Below are 17662 nucleotides of genomic sequence, written 5' to 3'. Positions count from 1 at the left end.
TATACGAAATGAAAAAAATTGATAGGAGCTTTTATATGCAAGATAGATCTAGTTCAAATATTACGTTTATCGATGTGTCTCATTGGCAAGGGAACATTGATTGGAATGCAGTGAAGGGATCGGGTATTTCAGCGGCGTATGCAAAAGCGACAGAAGGTGTGAATAATCTTGATCCTACTTTGGTTCAAAATGTACAAGCAGCACGAAATGCGAATGTATTAATCGGTGCATACCATTTTGCACATCCAGAACTAAATGATGCAATTTCAGAAGCGAAACATTTTGTGAACATATTACAAAGCAATCAGACAGACTTAATGCCAGTTTTAGATTTAGAATCACCGATAGATCCGAGTAATAGTAATTTAACTGGTACTGCTATATCTAATTGGGCAAGAAGTTTCATAAATTATGTGAAACAGGCTACTGGAAAAGATGTCATGTTATATACAGGAGTTTGGTATATTAATGAGTTTGGAATTAACGGATTAAGCGATATTCCACTTTGGATTTCTAAATACTCTAGTACGCCGCCTGCTGATGCTGGTGGATGGACAGAGTGGACAGCATGGCAATACACAGATTCTGGTCAAATTTCAGGTGTATTAGGAAATTGTGACGTATCAGCAGCGGTTTCATTAGAAGCTTTGCAAGGAAATGGAACAAATGGTGGTGGAAATGTTTCTCCACCTAGTACTGCTACTGCAGTCTACGGCGTTGCTGTAATTAAAGGCGATAATGTAAATTTACGGAGTGGACCATCTTTACAATCTAGTGTAATTCGCCAGCTAAATAGAGGAGAATCATATGAAGTTTTGAATGAACAAGATGGTTGGCTTGCTTTAGGTGGAAACGAATGGATATACTATGATCCAAGTTACATTCAGTATAAACATTATGTGGCGACTATTACTGGTGATAATGTGAATCTGCGGGATGCTCCATCATTAAATGGAAATGTTATAAGACAGTTACATCACGGTGAGGCTTATAGAGTATGGTGTAAGCAAGATGGCTGGCTTGGGTTAGGTGGAAATGGCTGGATATACTATGATCCAAGTTATATTCAGTATGGTGTACAATAAAATGCACGTAAAAGGTATCTCGCCTGAGATGCCTTTTATTCTGCTATTTGCGGGCAGCCTGAAACAATCAGTGGGGAATGGGGAAAATCGCTTATTAAAGTCTCGCTTCATTAAAAATATGTGATTTTTACAAAGTGTATATTGAAAACATAGTATAATATAATGGATGTTTATAAAAATAAATGAAAATGGAATAAAGGAGTAAAGATATGGATTATGTGCTAATAGGTGTGGTTTTATTATTATTAGCTGTAGTATTCGTGCTGTTCTATAAAAATAAACAGCTAGAATCAGAGAGTCAGCAAGTAGAATTTGAAAAGAAACAAGCAATTGAAACGTATGAAACTGAAATTGCAGCTACGGTTACAGAGCATAAAGAACAACAAAATACATTGAAAAATATAGAACAGAAGAAATACAATGATTTACAAATAAGTGCAGCTAGAGAACTTGAAAATATGCGTATGATGAAAAATCAATTAGCTGTGCAACATAGTAAAGAACGCAGTGAAATGCAAGAAAAACATAGTAACGAAATTCATATGTTTCAAAAGTTAATTGCAAATTTGCGAGAGTATACGAAAAATGGAGCTGAAGTGAATACACACGAAACATTACATTATATGAAGCGTGGCTTCGTAGAGCAAGGCATAATACTAGACACTGAATTTCATATTATGCCAAATGTTTTTATTAGAAATCAGCATGGAGGAAATGATTGTCGCATTCATCATCTTGTCTTAAGTAAAACGGGTATGTATCTACTTGAGACGAAAGAATGGACAGGGAAATTAATTCATGGCTTAACGAAAGAAAATGCTAGTATATATTCATTTATGATTGATGAAATTGGCAAGTATCAACAAGAAGTAGAGAAAGAAGAGACATTTGAATGCGTTACAGGTGAAGATTCATTAACGATACAAGTGAAAAATGAAGGGAATCCAGTATATAGAGCGAAGAAACTATCTCATATTCTATACAATTGTTTGAAAGAAATACAAGTTGATATTGTAAAGGAAAAAGTAAAACCGATTGTGTATTTTTATAATGAGAGTGGGAAAGAAGTGCTAGATCTGTCTGAAGAAAAAACGCCGAGATTAAAAGATAGAGAGCAAATTGTAACGTTCTTCAGAAATGAGATCTTAACAGGGAAAGTAATATATACAGATCAAGAGTTAGAAAAACTTCGAGAAATCATTAGCCGGATGAATTATAAAATAAATTAAAAAGAGGTGGGCTTTTTGAGTGCTATATTAAGGGGTATTTTGTATGTTTATGTTTGTTTGTATATACTAATGTATCTTGCGTTTATGTTTGTTATTGATGTGGTTCATATGTCAGTAAGTGTAAAAAGTATGTTTGTAGTAGTCATGCCATTTGCTATATTAGTCGTAATTCAAAAGTTCGTCTTACGTACTTCTGTAAATCGTAATACAGAAAAAAAGCAAATGCTAGGTGTAATGATAGTAGGTTGTATTCTATTGATAGTGTGCACTGCGCAATTAAGTATGAATACATACACCTCTAAGTTTAATCAAGATCGGTGGTTACATGCTGAAGAGAAACGGGTACATATGGTAGATGATCTAATGCAAAAATATAAATTAACAGGGAAGTCAAATGAAGAAATCACAAAATTATTAGGAACGCCTACTGAAACGAGAAATGGAGAAGAAGGGATTACCACTTCGTACTATCTTGGAAATGAACGTGGCTTTATTTCAATAGATAGTGAACAGCTTGTTTTACAATTTGATAGAGATGGTAGAGTTATGGAATATAAGGTGCATAGAGGTTAAAGAAATGTAGAGGGAAGCTATATATTATAGCTTCTTTTTATATTCCAATATAGTAAATGTAGGCAAATAGTAGTCATTCCTATCTATACGAATCGGAATGAGTCTGTTATATTGTAAATGGTTATGTAGTTTAATAGTTTACTAGATGTCCTATATTTTGGTTGAGGAGGGGGAAATTAACACGAATTTAATTATGGCGTGTTAAGTATTATGATGAAAAAAAGATTTTATAATGTTTTAGCTGCATCGATTGTATTTAGCGTGGTAACGATTCCGAATTATTCCTATGCTAATGAGTTGGAAAAAACTGTAGCGGTTTCACCTGATGAACAAGCTTTAAAAAGTATTGAAAACCATATGAAAGAGGAAGATGGTCGAGGAGAAGATACAGGAGTAAAAAATGAAGTGCAAGGCGAATTTCTTGTACAAATAGTGAAAGAAGTACCTTTATATGATTCTAGTAATTTTCAAAAAGAGACAGGGGTTCACATTTCGAATCAAGTTGTAAAAGCTGAGAAGAGAAAAGGAAACGCTTACTATGTTCGGACTTCATCTGGAACTGGATGGATAGAAAATAGTGAGGGGAATGTAGAGGTTAAAGAATTTCACCCTTTATTAAGTGAAAAGTTGGTTATTAATGAAGTAACCTCTATTTACTCTGAACCATTTACTTCATACAAAGAAGAAAATGTATTGGAGCCACAAAATATTCAAGCAATTGGACAGGCCGGAGAATGGTTCCAAGTAAAAATAAATGATGAGATAAAATGGATTTATTCACCTTCAGCAAAATTTGAAGGAACAAAAGCTTCAATTATTCAAGAGGCAACACCAGCACGTACAAAACGTGCAGCAGTTATGTATGCTGCACCAATAGAAGAGAAAACAACGGATATTTATGGTGTAACTTTAAAAGAAATGATTGTACCGAAAGGAAATGAAAATATCCGTCCCGGTTATGCGATGAAGCCGAAGTATATTACGATTCATGAGACAGATAATTACAGTGTTGGGGCAAATGCTAAAAACCATGCAATATATTTATATAACCAAGCAACGGGAACGGAAGATCGTTCAGCGTCATGGCACTTTACGGTAGACGATAAAGAGATTTATCAACATCTTCCATTAAACGAAAATGCTTGGCATGCAGGAGATGGAGCAGAAGGAACTGGAAATCGAGAATCAATTGCGATTGAAATTGCTGTAAACGAAGATGGTGATTATAATAAAGCTGTTGAAAATGCTCGTAAATTAACAGCTTATTTAATGGGAGAATTACATATTCCTTTAGAAAATGTGAAGAAACATCAATTCTGGAGTGGAAAGAATTGTCCGGCTATTATGATTAAAAATAATGCGTGGGAACCATTCTTACAAGGAACAAAGGTTTATTATGATGCGAACCATAAAGATGATATAACAGGTGGTTGGTACGAAGCAGACATTCGTGAATTAGATAAACGAGGCATTATGATTGGGGATGGGAAAGGTTCTTATTGGCCAGAGCGTCTTGTCACACGTGGCGAATTTGCGAATTTAATTTCAAGATCATTACAGTTACCTGAAGGATCATCGAATTTTAATGATTTAAATACAGCACATCCATCGCTAATAGATGGTATTAATCGTGCAGCAACTGCTGGGATAATAAGTGGTAGAGGAAATGGGACGTTTGCTCCAAATGATACGATTAAACGAGATGAAGCTGTTATCATGATTGATCGTGCACTGCAATATAAAAAAATTAAAGGTAACTTAGTTCCGTTACCATTCTCGGATCAAGATTTAGCATATGATAAACAAGCTGTACAACGTGTTTATGGATTAGGTATTGTAAAAGGAAATGAAAATAATGAATTTATGCCGAAAGGTTCTGCAACGCGTGGAGAATCGGCAGCATTTATTAATAGAATGTTAAAAGTAATAGAAAGTAAATAATGAAAAAGCACTCGCTTTTGCGAGTGCTTTTTTATTTTTCAATATGTTACGGAAGGGAGAGAAGGATTTTGAGTGGAATAAGGAATGAAAGCGGAGGTGATGCATATATATGGATGCATTGGGTTGTTTTTATCTCGCTATTTGCGGGCAATAAGACTCCCACTTCAAAGTTTCACTTTATCATATTGTATAAATGAAAAGGGGGTAAGACGGTGAAAGCAATCCCGACTGATGTCCTGAGTAAAGAATTAATGGAAAGAGAAGGAGTTATATCTATTACAGTAAAGGAATTTGAAAAGATAGAAGTAGCTGGAGTAGTAGTCGCTGGTCCGGCAGTTATTTTGATTAATCAAGATTAAGTACATATTATTGAAATAAAAAGCATCCATCTAGGATGCTTTTTATTTGTATACAAGGAAGAATATGATGGATAATTGCTTTACTGGAGGGAAAGTCTGTGGCAATTATTATAACGATGTTAGTAATGGGAGTTTTATTAGGATTTGTTGGAGCAGGGGGAGCTGGTTTTATTATCGCAATACTCACTTTAGTATTCCACATTCCTATTCATGTTGCGCTTGCAACGTCTTTAACTGCAATGGCATTTACGACATTATCTGGGGTTATAAGTCATTATCGTGAAGGAAATGTTGTAGTTACTATAGGAGGGATTGTTGGTGGATGTGGAGCACTTGGTTCTTATATTGGTGCAAAGCTTGGTTCACTTATACCACCGCATCTTCTTCATTGGTTTACAGCTGGGATGTTATTTTTATCTGCAATTTTTATGTTTGTTAAATTAATTAAGTTTCAAAATAGGGAAGAACTACTTTTAGCAGAAATTAAAGATTTTTCGAAAGACAATATAATGAAATGTATATGTCTCGGATTAGTCACTGGAATGATGGCTGGTTCATTTGGGATTGGTTCTGCACCATTTATTCAACTTGGATTAATGGTTCTATTAGGATTAACAATCCAGCAATCTGTAGGAACAACAATGCTTGTCATATTGCCGATTGCGATTGGAGGTGGGCTAGGATATAGTTCAGAAGGCTACCTAGATTATATACTGTTATTGCAAGTATTAATGGGCACGATGTTAGGAGCGTATATCGGGGCGAAGTTTACAAATTATGCACCACGTATGCTTTTGAAGCTTTCAATGATTATGACACCAGTTGTAGCTGGATGTATGTTATTGATGGAATAAAAATAATATAGCAAACTAATATGTTTTACGAATGAATTATGTAAGTAATTCATATTTCCCATATAAAAGGATTTACTTTAATATAATGAGTGTAAAGTTCGAGTATTCGAAGTACTACTTGAATTATATCCCTATCCCTTTTCTAAAAATGCGAACAAGTTTTGCCCTATTCTATTCAATAATTAATTGCATAGAAATATATTGTTCGATGACCATTATGGAACGTACATAATGGGAAAATCCCGATCCTTAAAGAGGATGCCCCTAATCTTCATGTGAAAATATGATCGGATAAGAAAGCTGACCAATTTATGGTCGGCTTTCTTTTTGTTCAAAAGTTATTTCTTCTTTAATTTCTGTTTGCAATAATAAAGCTTTTCCGAAACGACGTTTACATTCCGCACGCACTTTTTCAATGGCTAGTAGCTGAGTAGTGGCGGGAACTGTTACGATAGCTTGGCGTGGTTTTCGATTTTCTTCACAAAAGACACATTCCACAACATATTTAGAAATCATATTTTCATCCTTCCGTTTTTAATTTCTAAGAAGGGATTGTCTATGAAGTTAATGTGATTTTTCGTCATTAGTTTACTTTTTTCCTCTTTTTTCAAGGAGAAAATGATAAAAAAGGTGAATTTTTGTAGGGGAGGGATGTATATGGAAAGATGGATAGGTTGTGCAGCAGTATGTATAAATGAAAAAAATGAAGTTTTAATGGTGTTGCAAGGGCAAAAGGGTGAAGAAAAAAGGTGGTCTGTTCCAAGTGGAGGGCTTGAAAAGGGAGAGACACTAGAAGAATGTTGTATTCGAGAAGTTTGGGAAGAAACAGGTTACAATGTGGAAGTTGTAAAGAAAATATACGAAAAAGAAGGTATTACATACGGGGTTCCTGTATACATTCATTATTATGTCGTTAAAAAAATAGGCGGTAGTATGAAAATCCAAGATTCTGATGAGTTAATACATGAAATTGCTTGGAAGAGGATAGATGAAATGAAGGAATTAACGCTATCTTTCCCGGAGGATTATGAGGTTTTAAATAAATATATAAATAAAAAAGCGAGTGTTTAAACACTTGCTTTTTCAATGTATCCACGACAAGAAAAGCGGAACGATAACTAAACTAGCTCCTGCTGTTAAAAGCATAGATAAACTTGCAATGGTTCCTTCTACAGGGCCGATTTCGAATGCTTTTGATGTACCGGTTCCATTTGCGCTAGTGCCTAACATAATGCCTTTTGCGAGCGCTGTTTTAATACGGCATATACGTATGAGAGCAGGTCCGAGCAATGCTCCTGTTAACGCAGTTAAAACAACAAATACAGCTGTTAATTGTGACATACCACCGATCATTTCTGAAATGGCCATTGCAATTGGTGTCGTTACAATATGAGGCGCTAAACTATGTTCTAACGATGAATCAATTTGAAAATAATTAGCTAGTAGTGCTGAAGTAATAACTGATAAAAATGAGCCGACAATGACATTAAGTAAAATAGCTATTCCATGTTTCTTGAGTAAATCAAAGTATTTATAGATTGGCCATGCGAAAGCAACTGTTGCAGGCTTTAATAATTCTGTTAACCATTGACCACCTGTTTCATATGTTTCATAAGTTGTGTCTAGTCCGAGTAATAAAGCAATTAAAATAATAGGGCAGACGAGAAGAGGAGAAAGTAAGCTCCAATTCCAGCGTTGATACATTTTCTTCGATATCCAATATGTGAATAGTGTTAATAGTAAACAAAGAAAGCCGATCATTGTGTTGATCCTTTCCGCTTTAGTAGCAATTCTGTTAGGAGTCCTGTAGCGAGAGTGACACAAAGTGTACTAATCATAATAATTAAAATGAGATCGATTCCATATTGTGATAGTGTATCTTTGTAGCGTATGACAGCGACTGCAGAAGGAATGAAAAATAAAATAAGTTCTTTTAATAAAAAGTTTGCTCCGTCCTGTACCCACTCTTTTTTCACTAGGTTAAATTTTAATGAAATTAACAATAAAAAAATACCGAGTATACTTCCTGGAACTGGGAGGTGTGCCTGTTTTGCAATCCATTCACCTGTCCAAGCGAAACAAAATAATAATAAAATTTGTCCGCTTAATTTCCACCATTTCATACAGTACCCACCTCTTTCTTTTTTTACATAAAAATTGTAAAAAAGAATTAACAATTTCTACTATACGTTCATTCGAAAAATTTGTCTAATATATAAATTATATGTTATTAATATATTAGATGTATTAATTGAAAGTGAAAAGGGTGTCCAAAATGGAATTACGGCATTTGCAATATTTTGTTGTAGTGGCAGAGGAGTTACACTTTGGACGAGCAGCTGCTCGTTTACAAATGACACAACCACCGCTTAGTCAACAAATTCAGCAATTAGAAAAAGAAATGGGAGTTATGTTATTTTCAAGAACGAAGAGAAAAGTTGAATTAACAGAAGCTGGAGAAATGTTTTTAAAAGAAGTAAAAAAAGCGTTCGAACAAATTGATAAAGCAGTAGAAGTTGCACAAAGTGCCCAAAGGGGAGAAGTGGGATCACTTTCAATTGGTTTTGTAGGTGCGGCGATATATGATATTTTACCATCTATCGTAAGGGAGTATAGAAAGAAATTTCCGAGAGTGTCTGTTGCATTACATGAACTGTCAACACCGGATCAGGTGCATGCACTTCACGATAACCGTATTGATATTGGCTTTTTGCGTCCGCCAATTCCAACGCAATTACTAGAGTTAGAACCAATTCAAAAGCTTTCTTGTACGTTATGTTTACCGAAGGCACATCCACTTGCTGAAAAGGATGAAATACATATTGAAGATTTAAGAGACGAACCGTTCGTATTTATTACGAGACCGGTATGGCCAGCGTTATACGATACAATTTTATCACTTTGCCGCGACGTAGGATTTAGTCCACACATTGTACAAGAAGCAACGGAATATCAAACAGTTATGGGACTTGTAGCGGCAGGAATCGGAATTACGGTAATACCTGTATCGGCGAATAAATTGTATAAAACCGAAGTCGTATATAAAGAGTTATGTGATTCTAATTTTGTTGCAGAAATGTCAGTAGCGTACAAAAAAATGAATACTAATCCAGAACTTTTAGAGTTTTTGAAAATTGCAAGAGAGAAGAAAAGAATAGAAGTTGAGGATGAGATTAATTAATTTGTTAAAAAGTACACCTCGTTAAACACTAAAGCGGAAATGCAATATAATTGCATTTCCGCTTTAGTGTTCTTTTTTTAGTTCTATACTAAAGAGATAAACATGTTCGTTTTCTTGTAATAGTTGGTCAATAGCAGTTTTTTCCTCAAGCATTGGAATTCTTACGGTTTCTTTATTCGTTTTTATTATAGCCGCTAAAGTCGTCTTTTGATTGTATGTTAAGTTTATAGCAGATTGAAGAGTAGTAGAGGTAGAGCTATTTATGATTGGAGGTGCTTCTTCAGGAGCGAGCATGGAACTACCTTCAATATTAACATACCAATGTTTTTGCACTTGTACATCTTTATCGAGTTGGGATTGAGGTGGTAAAAAAGAAAGCTTTACTTTCTTTTTTTGAAAATGGGAGGTAGCTATATTCGCAATTACGTTTGTTTTTTTACCATTTTGATAATAATCAATTGTAGCATGTATTTCATCTTTTTCATTTTTTAGGGTAACGTTATAAAACATGCTGTCTCCTTCTTGAAAAGGAGTCATTTGTAAAATAGAAGATTGCTCTTCTGTTAATTTGTATGGCTCAACAATGGCGATCTCATTGTTTTTAAGTGAGCTACAACTTGTGAGAAATAATAAAAATAAGATTGATAGTAATTTTATGCGCATGCAACCCCCTCCTTTTTACAATTATATTCTGAATATGATTTATTTTCCATTTTATTTTCTAGGACTAAAGACTTAGAAAAAATTCAGATTGTAGTGGGATGTTTAAAATGTCATATTTTTATACACTAGTAGTATAGAATGAGTATGGTATGAAGTAAGGTAGGGGAAGAACATATGTCTTTATGTCAGTTAGTGAGAAAAAATATAAGAACATTTGCTGCCAAAAGGATGAAGCAATTCATGTGGGTTGCTATGAGTACTATGATTTTATTTTTTATGATATCGCTCCAATTTAATGAAGGAGCTATTGGGAAATTAGAGACTACACTTTTATTTCAAATGAGCTTTTACATGCTGTTTATTGTATTCATTTTTATTTGTATTTTTACTACATATAAAATAACGTTTTCTCTTCTGCAAGTGAGGAAAGAGGAAATTAAATCTTATGTAGCAGAGAGTAGGAAGAGAAATGACGTACTATGTTTATTATGTCAGGAGCAATTATTTATTTATGGAGCAGCGTTTGTTTTTGGATTAGTGAATGGGATGTTATTTTTGAAATTATTTACGATTATCTTTATGAAAATAGCAGGAATACAAGGGATAAATAGTGCACCGATTACAATATATGCAATAGTAGTTGTTAGTATAATTATGATTGTGGTCGTCCTATTATCGATGATGCAATGTTTTCGATTTGTTCAAAGTTTACAAGATGAAAATTCGTTTTAATTTAAGGAAAAGGCATGAGAAATCATGCCTTTTCTTATTTTACACATAAAAATAATCATGTTACAGTGTAAAGATCTGACAAAGAATGGGAAGGAAAGGTTGTATAGTATGACAAATGAACAATCAATTGTAAAGGTTGAGCGGTTAACGAAGCGAATCGGTTCAAAGACACTTGTAGAAAATATTAGTTTCGAAGTTAAAAAGGGTGAAGTAGTTGGCTTGCTCGGACCAAATGGTGCTGGAAAAACGACTTTAATGAGAATGATGGTCGGCATGATTCGTATGACAGAGGGTGAAGTTTGGATTGACGGTCAATCTGTAAAAAAGCAATTTGAAAGTACTGCTGCGAAAATTGGAGCAGTAATTGAGACACCGGAATTTTATCCTTTTTTGAGCGGCTATGAAAATTTAACATATTTCGGACGAATGAATGGTAACGTGACGGAAGAACGTATCGATGAAGTAGTGAAATTGTTAGGGATGGGACAAGTAATTGACCGAAAAGTAAAAGCATATTCACTCGGCATGAGACAACGTTTAGGAATTGCTCAAGCGCTTATTCACGATCCAGATGTATTAATATTAGATGAACCAACGAATGGATTAGATCCTAGTGGAATACATGAAATGAGAATGTACATAAAGAAAATTGCACATGAACAAGGGAAAGCGGTACTTGTATCTAGTCACTTACTTTCAGAAGTTGAATTAATGTGTGATAGAGTTATCATTATTCAGCATGGAGAATATGTGGCGACGCAAAATATTCAGCATAATCAAAGAGAAGAGATGGAGACAATCCGTATACGTGTAGATGATGCGAATAAAGCAGCAGAAATGTTAGACCAAGATGTTTTAATAAAAGGTAATGATCTACTTATTCATGTAAAAGATGAAGAAATCCCAAATGTTATTCGTATATTGCTTGAGAAAAATATTCAAGTGTATCGTGTATATGAAGAAAGAAAAACGTTAGAAGAGCAATTTTTAGAATTAACAGGGGGAAAAGATATTGTTTAATTTAGTGTATAACGAACTGTATAAAATATTTAAGCGAAAGCGAACGATTATTCCCTTTGCAGTTATTGCAGTATTAATAATTGGATTAGGGTGGGTTACGGTAAAGTATTTAGAACCGGAAACAAAAGGATGGAAAGCCGATTATACAGAACGAACTGTAGAAATAGAGAAAAAGCTAGGTATGAAAAAAGAAGCTATATTAGCAGAACGATCTGGGGACGAGCTTGTAAAGGAATATCAGCTTAAGATGAAGCATTTAGATACAGATACAGCACCGGCAAGCAGTTCTCCGCTTTCTTTCATGAGAGATACAGGTTTTATCGTATTTCCAATATTGCTCCCATTTATCCTCGTGTATGCAAGTACAATTTTTGCGAATGAATATAGCTGGGGAACATATAAATTTTTAACGATACGACCAGCGAGTCGATTTAAAATTTTGACAGCTAAATTTTTAGCAATTGTGATATTTGCAGCGTTATTGTTTATATTTAATATGATTTTCTCCACTTTATGTGGACTTGTTATTTATAAATTCCAACAGCCTGCATGGAGCGAGCTTATTTTCCAAGATGGAAATATTATAAAACAAAATATTTTTGTGGAAGCTAGTAAGTATTATATCTTATCGTGGTTGCCGACGATTGTGTACGCAGCGTTTGCATTTATGATTTCTGTATTAACAAGATCTAGTGGAGGCGCGATTGGTATTTCACTATTTCTTGCTTTATCAGGAAATATTGCATTATTAGCAGCGACTAGATATGATTGGGCGAAATATTTATTGCCAGCAAACACAGATTTATACAGTATTTCAAAGAATGGAAGTTTTATTGATGGAGTAACATTCCCGTTTGCTTCATGTATGTTATTACTATATTTATTTGTATTTTTAAGCATTTCCTATACAGTATTTTTAAAACGCGATTTAACTTAAAAAAGGAGCCGTTAAGTATTTCTTAACGGCTCCTTTTTTATGCAAATTGTTTAAGTGCTTTTTCAGCTAACAAAGCGAAGTATTCTGCACTTATAGGTAATGCTTGCTCATCTACTGTAAAAGCTGGATGATGCCATTCATGTGTACCACTCGTTCCCATAAAAACGAATGAACCAGGTATTTCTTGTTGATAAAAAGAAAAATCTTCTCCGGCCATTGACGGGGTAGGAGAGATGATATTTAAATTCATTTTTTCAGCAACTTGAGAGGATAAGTTTGTTAAAGATGTATCGTTATGAACAGCAGGAGGACCTGCATAAAAACGAAATTCTGTTTTTACACCTAATGCATCAGAAACTCCTTGAATAATACGTTTCATTAGTGCAGGAATCTTTTCACGTGTTTCAGTTTGGAATGTACGTACAGTTCCTTCCAGCGTTGCTTTTTCAGGAATTACGTTCCACGTATTTCCTGAATGGATGTTTGTGACACTGACGACGGCATTATGTGAAGAGCTTATATTTCGGCTTACAATTGTTTGGAGTGCCATCACGATTTGAGAGGACGCGACAATAGGGTCTACCCCAGCATCAGGTACAGCTGCATGTGTACCAACTCCGTGAATTTTAATTTCAAATCGATCGACCCCGGCCATCAGTGGACCATCTTTAATACCGATTGTACCTACTGGTAAATCAGGTTTATTATGCATACCGAAAATAGCTTGCACGCCATGTAAATGCCCGGCTTCAATTATTTTGCGAGCACCATTGCTACTTTCTTCAGCTGGTTGGAATATAAAGCGTACAGTTCCGCTAAGAGAAGATTCTTTTTCTTTTAATAAATAAGCGGCACCTATAATAGCAGCTGTATGAAAATCATGCCCACAAGCATGCATTTTACCGGGAATTTTTGAAGCGTACGGTAAATGTGTTTCTTCTTGAATAGGAAGGGCATCAATATCAGCACGGATTGCTATAATTGGTCCGCTATTATTCCCTGAAATTTCAGCAATAACGCCTGTTTCTAAACTAGAATTTATAATCGTAATGTTTTTCTCTTCTAACCAATTTTTTATAGTCTTCGTCGTTTCAAATTCTTCGTATGATAATTCTGGATGCTCATGTAAATTTCGACGAATAGAAATTAGCATCTCAGTTAATTGCTCTAGATTTGCTGCCACGTATAATGCCTTCTTTCTTAATTAATGTATTTACATTAATTATACAATAAGAAAAGAGAGGATTCTCAAATGAAAATCCTCTCTCGTTTTATGCTGCCAATTTTTTGTGTGTATGATGTTTATGATAACGCCCACGCATTGCATAGGCAATTTGCGGGATTGCAATACCGATTAAAATAAGTGATACACCGATCCATTGTGAAGATAGCACCGCTTCTTTTAAAACGAATACAGACATAATTGTTGTAACTGGTAGTTCTGCTGCACCAAGAATAGTCGCTAAGCCAGAACCGATCTTTGGAATACCGATTGTAAAGGCGATAGAAGGAATGACGATACTAAATGTTCCTAATCCTAAACCGTATTTCCAAAGTCCTTCAGAAATTGCACCGCTAAAAATAAATGTTGGCGGGAATACGATCATTACTAAAGTTAAAGCGCCAGTCATTAAGAGAACACCGCGCGGTAATGAAGGTACTTCAACAGCAACTTTTCCGCTCACGAAAATGTATGTTGCGAATGTAACAGCAGATAATAAACCTAGTATGATTCCAGTCATATCGAAATCACCTGCTGATTTTTCTAGTAAACCACTTGATAAAAATGTACCTGCAAGTAAGAAAATAACGGAAATAACCTTTTCTCTTGAAGGTAATGTTTTTGTTGCGACTGCTTCAATAATAATTCCGACCCAAACGAATTGGAATAAAAGTATAATTGCAATAGATGCTGGTACAGTTTTTAATGAAGCATAATAAAAAATTCCAGTAAAACTTGCAGATGTACCTGCAACGAATAAAATTAACGCTTGTTTTAATGGAACACGATGTCTAGAAAATAGAAGAGTAATAGCAAGCAAAATAATCCAACCGAACAAATATTGGCTGCCAATTACCTCTCCAAGTGAAAATCCTTCTGCATAGGCAAGTTTAACGAAAATAGCTAAAATCCCATAACTACACGCTCCTAATAAAACTAAAAGAGAATAACGAAGCATGAAAAATTCCTCCCATCTATATGAAATTGTTCCTAACGGACATATATAACTAGAGGGAAGTATACAAAATTAAAAATAAAGGGTCAAATAAAAGAAAAGTGTGACATTTTATAGAATAATAATAAAAGTATGATATTTATGCATAATCTTGAAATTAGTAATAATAAAAGTATTGTAAAATCAGCTTCGTATTGTATAAAGACAGCATTTGAAAAAAATATTTTTTAGGGATATAGAAGGGTAGTCCATTATAGTGTGCTAATCATTTGAGAAACTATGTTACCTTTGTTATGTTAATAACAATTAGAGAAGTTTCTTAGTCCAATTAAGATTGTTCTATATAATAGAAGGAAATGAAAACGTTTTATTAGAAACTGTTTGTAAGGGTAGTTTTTCTTATTATCACGTTGTTAAAGTGAGTTCACGAATTGTTCATAGTATTTTTATGTGTTTTTGCTACAATATGTAAGGAGAGGAGTGGAATCATGCAAGATATTAGTATTTTTTTAGCGTTTGGCGCTGGATTTTTATCATTTATTTCCCCATGTTGCTTACCGCTTTATCCGGCATTTTTATCGTACATAACAGGTATGTCGGTTTCTGAGTTGAAAGAAGAAAATGCAATGCTTCGCAAAAGAAGTATGATACATACAGCGTTTTTCTTACTTGGATTTTCAATTATATTTATTGCAATTGGATTTGGTACAAGTTTTATTGGAGGCATCTTTACAAATTATAAAGATTTAATTAGACAGTTAGGTGGTATATTTATCATCGTGTTCGGTCTTATTATTGTCGGTGTGTTTAAGCCAAAGTTTTTAATGCAAGACCGTAAATTTACGTTTAAAAATCGTCCGAGTGGCTATTTGGGATCCGTTCTAATTGGGTTGGCATTTGCTGCAGGGTGGACACCATGTACTGGACCTATTTTAGTGTCTGTAATTGGATTAGCTGCAACAAATCCAGAATCAGCAATGATTTATATGATAGCATACATACTTGGGTTTGCTATCCCATTTTTCGTACTATCATTCTTTATTACGAAAATGTCTTGGATTAAAAGAAATAGTATGAAATTCATGAAGATTGGAGGATATGTTATGATTGTCATGGGTATCTTCCTATATTTCAACTGGATGACGAAAATTATCGTATATTTCTCAAGTTTATTTGGTGGTTTTACCGGTTTTTAGTATTATTCTGTGAAAATGTTGGAAATACTAACGGAAAAGCATATAATGAAAGTATATTTTGCATATAGCCACAAAAAAGGATGAGAAAATATGAACATAGTTGTTTTATCCAGTATCGTTGCTGTTTGTATGGCTGTTGGTGCGATGTTTATTCGTTTAAAAGCAGCTAAGAAACCGGCAACATTGAAAAAAATTATACTTCCACCATTTTTTATGAGCACGGGAGCGTTGATGTTTGTTTTTCCTGAATTTCGATTAACTCCAGCAGAAATGTTAGAAGCAATTGGCGTCGGTTTGTTTTTCTCTATTTTTCTTATTAAAACATCTAAATTTGAAATTAGAGGACAAGAGATTTATTTGAAGCGTTCAAAAGCATTTGTTTTTATATTAATTGGATTACTTGTCGTGCGGATTGTATTTAAAACATACTTAAGTCAATCTCTTGATTTAGGACAACTTAGTGGCATGTTCTTCTTACTGGCGTTCGCGATGATTGTGTCATGGAGAATTGCTATGTACCGTTCCTTTACGAAATTACAGAAGGAAATGGAAAAAGAAGATGGTTTTTATAATGAAAAAGATATGAAATTAACTTAAAAACTGTATATGTATAAAATAAAAAGACAGCGTCAAAGGCGCTGTCTTTTTTATTGAAAATAATGTGAAGTTATTTTGCGAGTAAAGACTTATAGTTTGAATAATCAATCTCTTTTTCTTGTAGTTTTTTTACTAAAAATTTATGATCACGCTTCGGTGTAGCAATAATATATCCTTTAATAATTAAATCTTGTGTAATTTGAGAGGCTTTTTCTTGTAATGCCAGTTCTCCGATTTTGCCAGCAATTTTTGATTTAGCAACATCGCGAAATAGTTCTGGAACAGGACTTACGAGCTCTTCTAACAATTGTTTTTGTTCTTCATCCCATAAATGTCTAGTTTTATTAATATAGTGCTCTTCCCAATCTAAAATGGACATACCATCTTCTTTAGGTAATCGTTTTAGGAATTTTCTGAACATAAAGTATCCACCGATAGACATAAGTCCTAATAAAATAACAGTCCATAGCACTATGAACCAACTGAACCATCCTTCGAGCAAGCTTATCCCCCCTTAATGATTGCGGTTTTCTTTTATTCATATTATAAACAGTGATATTCATAGAAAGCAAGAACGCCTGGTCAATTTGACCAAGCGTTATCATTTAAACAAAGTATAGTTGTTCAACACATAAATTATTATTATCATCTTCTACATATTCAATGATTAATGTGCCAACTTTACGATCTTTATCTTCAGTTGTGAAAATAGAGTAAGAAGTAAAACGTGCTGTTGATAGGCCGCTTATATGTGTAGGTAAAGAAATGTAGTCGTTATCGCGGAAGAATTCCATCAGTTCAATATCTTCAAATTCTTTTCGATCAACTTGTTTGTTTGTATAGCGGCGTTGAAGTTGTTTTAAAGACTCATTCCAAGAAATTGCTTTTGTATCGTATACCATTGTTCTATCTCCTTACTGTATGTAATCATTAAGAACATACGTTCTAAATTAGTATACTCTTTTTATTAGAAAAGGGAAAGCAAAAAATAATGTAAGCTTGGATTTCCAAGCTTACGTTATTGATGCGTCCGTCATAATCTCTATTTTTATTATAAGTTAGATAAGATTAAGAAACAAGATGATATATATTCTGTTTATAGTTTTCAAAATTCTGTA

Annotated in this window: 22 protein-coding genes; 14 read left to right on the top strand and 8 right to left on the bottom strand. The window is 34.1% G+C overall.

All coding sequences use genetic code 11. The features are described from left to right. The first annotated feature begins 35 nt into the window (after nt 1-35). The 6 genes from JDS99_RS24625 to JDS99_RS24600 all read left to right on the top strand — a co-directional run bounded on the left by JDS99_RS24625 (nt 36) and on the right by JDS99_RS24600 (nt 6041). Complete coding sequence (locus JDS99_RS24625) at nt 36-1085, top strand: GH25 family lysozyme (protein ID WP_137012028.1); 1050 nt, start codon at nt 36-38, stop codon at nt 1083-1085. 209 nt (nt 1086-1294) lie between these two features. Further along, on the top strand, nt 1295-2314 hold the full coding sequence (locus JDS99_RS24620) for a nuclease-related domain-containing protein (RefSeq protein ID WP_147786356.1): 1020 nt from the start codon (nt 1295-1297) through the stop codon (nt 2312-2314). A 6-nt stretch (nt 2315-2320) separates the two neighbouring features. Next, complete coding sequence (locus JDS99_RS24615) at nt 2321-2887, top strand: hypothetical protein (protein WP_087982038.1); 567 nt, start codon at nt 2321-2323, stop codon at nt 2885-2887. Nucleotides 2888-3100: 213 nt separating this feature from the next. Beyond that, complete coding sequence (locus JDS99_RS24610) at nt 3101-4828, top strand: S-layer homology domain-containing protein (protein WP_199695866.1); 1728 nt, start codon at nt 3101-3103, stop codon at nt 4826-4828. Between the two features lie 212 nt (nt 4829-5040). After that, the gene (locus JDS99_RS24605) at nt 5041-5187 is read left to right on the top strand and encodes a BC1881 family protein (protein ID WP_000644411.1); all 147 of its coding nucleotides are present in this window, start codon (nt 5041-5043) and stop codon (nt 5185-5187) included. Nucleotides 5188-5285: 98 nt separating this feature from the next. After that, entirely contained in the window at nt 5286-6041 is a 756-nt protein-coding gene (locus JDS99_RS24600) for a sulfite exporter TauE/SafE family protein (RefSeq protein ID WP_098115240.1), read from the top strand. 309 nt (nt 6042-6350) lie between these two features. Here the strand turns inward: JDS99_RS24600 and JDS99_RS24595 are convergent, their stop codons facing one another. Continuing rightward, nucleotides 6351-6557 (bottom strand): DUF3903 domain-containing protein, encoded by a 207-nt coding sequence (locus tag JDS99_RS24595; protein WP_000624203.1) that lies wholly within the window; start codon nt 6555-6557, stop codon nt 6351-6353. 141 nt (nt 6558-6698) lie between these two features. Here JDS99_RS24595 and JDS99_RS24590 point away from each other — a divergent pair, with 141 nt between their 5' ends. Then, entirely contained in the window at nt 6699-7112 is a 414-nt protein-coding gene (locus JDS99_RS24590; RefSeq protein ID WP_199695860.1) for an NUDIX hydrolase, read from the top strand. Between the two features lie 12 nt (nt 7113-7124). Here JDS99_RS24590 and JDS99_RS24585 read toward each other — a convergent pair whose 3' ends face one another. Beyond that, nucleotides 7125-7802 carry an LrgB family protein gene (locus JDS99_RS24585; RefSeq protein WP_088064223.1) on the bottom strand — a complete coding sequence of 226 codons (678 nt, stop codon included), beginning with the start codon at nt 7800-7802 and terminating at the stop codon, nt 7125-7127. Then, nucleotides 7799-8164, bottom strand: coding sequence for a CidA/LrgA family holin-like protein (locus JDS99_RS24580; protein ID WP_199695858.1), 366 nt, complete (start codon nt 8162-8164; stop codon nt 7799-7801). Before JDS99_RS24580 ends, JDS99_RS24585 begins: the two co-directional genes overlap by 4 nt. 152 nt (nt 8165-8316) lie before the next feature. On the opposite strand from JDS99_RS24580, the gene alsR reads away from it, so the two are divergent. Continuing rightward, entirely contained in the window at nt 8317-9222 is a 906-nt protein-coding gene (alsR, locus tag JDS99_RS24575; RefSeq protein WP_000423221.1) for an acetoin biosynthesis transcriptional regulator AlsR, read from the top strand. Nucleotides 9223-9285: 63 nt separating this feature from the next. Here alsR and JDS99_RS24570 read toward each other — a convergent pair whose 3' ends face one another. After that, nucleotides 9286-9885, bottom strand: a complete 600-nt coding sequence (locus JDS99_RS24570; protein ID WP_088064221.1) for a histidine kinase — start codon at nt 9883-9885, stop codon at nt 9286-9288. Nucleotides 9886-10059: 174 nt separating this feature from the next. Here JDS99_RS24570 and JDS99_RS24565 point away from each other — a divergent pair, with 174 nt between their 5' ends. The 3 genes from JDS99_RS24565 to JDS99_RS24555 all read left to right on the top strand — a co-directional run bounded on the left by JDS99_RS24565 (nt 10060) and on the right by JDS99_RS24555 (nt 12574). Continuing rightward, nucleotides 10060-10617: an ABC transporter permease gene (locus JDS99_RS24565; protein ID WP_098078766.1), complete on the top strand. Its 558-nt coding sequence runs from the start codon at nt 10060-10062 to the stop codon at nt 10615-10617. 108 nt (nt 10618-10725) lie between these two features. Beyond that, complete coding sequence (locus JDS99_RS24560; protein WP_142293479.1) at nt 10726-11637, top strand: ABC transporter ATP-binding protein; 912 nt, start codon at nt 10726-10728, stop codon at nt 11635-11637. Then, a complete protein-coding gene (locus JDS99_RS24555) occupies nt 11630-12574 on the top strand; it encodes an ABC transporter permease (protein ID WP_000482782.1) in 945 nt (314 codons plus the stop codon). Before JDS99_RS24560 ends, JDS99_RS24555 begins: the two co-directional genes overlap by 8 nt. Nucleotides 12575-12611: 37 nt before the next feature. Here the strand turns inward: JDS99_RS24555 and JDS99_RS24550 are convergent, their stop codons facing one another. After that, nucleotides 12612-13757, bottom strand: coding sequence for a M20 peptidase aminoacylase family protein (locus tag JDS99_RS24550; protein WP_097889933.1), 1146 nt, complete (start codon nt 13755-13757; stop codon nt 12612-12614). A gap of 88 nt (nt 13758-13845) precedes the next feature. Further along, entirely contained in the window at nt 13846-14754 is a 909-nt protein-coding gene (locus JDS99_RS24545; RefSeq protein ID WP_087982059.1) for an EamA family transporter, read from the bottom strand. A 331-nt stretch (nt 14755-15085) separates the two neighbouring features. On the opposite strand from JDS99_RS24545, the gene JDS99_RS32605 reads away from it, so the two are divergent. From JDS99_RS32605 to JDS99_RS24535, 3 genes are all read left to right on the top strand, one after another. Further along, on the top strand, nt 15086-15223 hold the full coding sequence (locus JDS99_RS32605) for a peptidase T (RefSeq protein WP_079999649.1): 138 nt from the start codon (nt 15086-15088) through the stop codon (nt 15221-15223). Between the two features lie 16 nt (nt 15224-15239). Then, nucleotides 15240-15947, top strand: coding sequence for a cytochrome c-type biogenesis protein CcdA (gene ccdA / locus JDS99_RS24540; RefSeq protein ID WP_001152685.1), 708 nt, complete (start codon nt 15240-15242; stop codon nt 15945-15947). A 90-nt stretch (nt 15948-16037) separates the two neighbouring features. Continuing rightward, nucleotides 16038-16544 (top strand): CcdC family protein, encoded by a 507-nt coding sequence (locus tag JDS99_RS24535; RefSeq protein ID WP_001028637.1) that lies wholly within the window; start codon nt 16038-16040, stop codon nt 16542-16544. A gap of 70 nt (nt 16545-16614) precedes the next feature. On the opposite strand, the gene JDS99_RS24530 is transcribed toward JDS99_RS24535, so the two are convergent. Beyond that, complete coding sequence (locus JDS99_RS24530; protein ID WP_000889390.1) at nt 16615-17046, bottom strand: DUF2621 domain-containing protein; 432 nt, start codon at nt 17044-17046, stop codon at nt 16615-16617. Nucleotides 17047-17149: 103 nt separating this feature from the next. Next, nucleotides 17150-17446: a hypothetical protein gene (locus tag JDS99_RS24525; RefSeq protein WP_000262403.1), complete on the bottom strand. Its 297-nt coding sequence runs from the start codon at nt 17444-17446 to the stop codon at nt 17150-17152. Nucleotides 17447-17662: the final 216 nt, after the last annotated feature.

Origin of the sequence: Bacillus cereus group sp. N6 (assembly GCF_016483705.1) — a bacterium.
GTDB lineage: Bacteria > Bacillota > Bacilli > Bacillales > Bacillaceae_G > Bacillus_A > Bacillus_A wiedmannii.
This window is presented reverse-complemented; position numbering and strand designations above follow the sequence as displayed.

What these genes read in the sequence shown, in the direction of transcription:
- JDS99_RS24625 (WP_137012028.1), top strand. Translation starts at nt 36, where the DNA reads ATGCAAGATAGATCTAGTTCAAATATTACGTTTATCGATGTGTCTCAT.
- JDS99_RS24620 (WP_147786356.1), top strand. Translation starts at nt 1,295, where the DNA reads ATGGATTATGTGCTAATAGGTGTGGTTTTATTATTATTAGCTGTAGTA.
- JDS99_RS24610 (WP_199695866.1), top strand. Translation starts at nt 3,101, where the DNA reads ATGAAAAAAAGATTTTATAATGTTTTAGCTGCATCGATTGTATTTAGC.
- JDS99_RS24595 (WP_000624203.1), bottom strand. Translation starts at nt 6,557, where the DNA reads ATGATTTCTAAATATGTTGTGGAATGTGTCTTTTGTGAAGAAAATCGA.
- JDS99_RS24590 (WP_199695860.1), top strand. Translation starts at nt 6,699, where the DNA reads ATGGAAAGATGGATAGGTTGTGCAGCAGTATGTATAAATGAAAAAAAT.
- JDS99_RS24585 (WP_088064223.1), bottom strand. Translation starts at nt 7,802, where the DNA reads ATGATCGGCTTTCTTTGTTTACTATTAACACTATTCACATATTGGATA.
- JDS99_RS24580 (WP_199695858.1), bottom strand. Translation starts at nt 8,164, where the DNA reads ATGAAATGGTGGAAATTAAGCGGACAAATTTTATTATTATTTTGTTTC.
- alsR (WP_000423221.1), top strand. Translation starts at nt 8,317, where the DNA reads ATGGAATTACGGCATTTGCAATATTTTGTTGTAGTGGCAGAGGAGTTA.
- JDS99_RS24570 (WP_088064221.1), bottom strand. Translation starts at nt 9,885, where the DNA reads ATGCGCATAAAATTACTATCAATCTTATTTTTATTATTTCTCACAAGT.
- JDS99_RS24565 (WP_098078766.1), top strand. Translation starts at nt 10,060, where the DNA reads ATGTCTTTATGTCAGTTAGTGAGAAAAAATATAAGAACATTTGCTGCC.
- JDS99_RS24560 (WP_142293479.1), top strand. Translation starts at nt 10,726, where the DNA reads ATGACAAATGAACAATCAATTGTAAAGGTTGAGCGGTTAACGAAGCGA.
- JDS99_RS24545 (WP_087982059.1), bottom strand. Translation starts at nt 14,754, where the DNA reads ATGCTTCGTTATTCTCTTTTAGTTTTATTAGGAGCGTGTAGTTATGGG.
- ccdA (WP_001152685.1), top strand. Translation starts at nt 15,240, where the DNA reads ATGCAAGATATTAGTATTTTTTTAGCGTTTGGCGCTGGATTTTTATCA.
- JDS99_RS24535 (WP_001028637.1), top strand. Translation starts at nt 16,038, where the DNA reads ATGAACATAGTTGTTTTATCCAGTATCGTTGCTGTTTGTATGGCTGTT.
- JDS99_RS24525 (WP_000262403.1), bottom strand. Translation starts at nt 17,446, where the DNA reads ATGGTATACGATACAAAAGCAATTTCTTGGAATGAGTCTTTAAAACAA.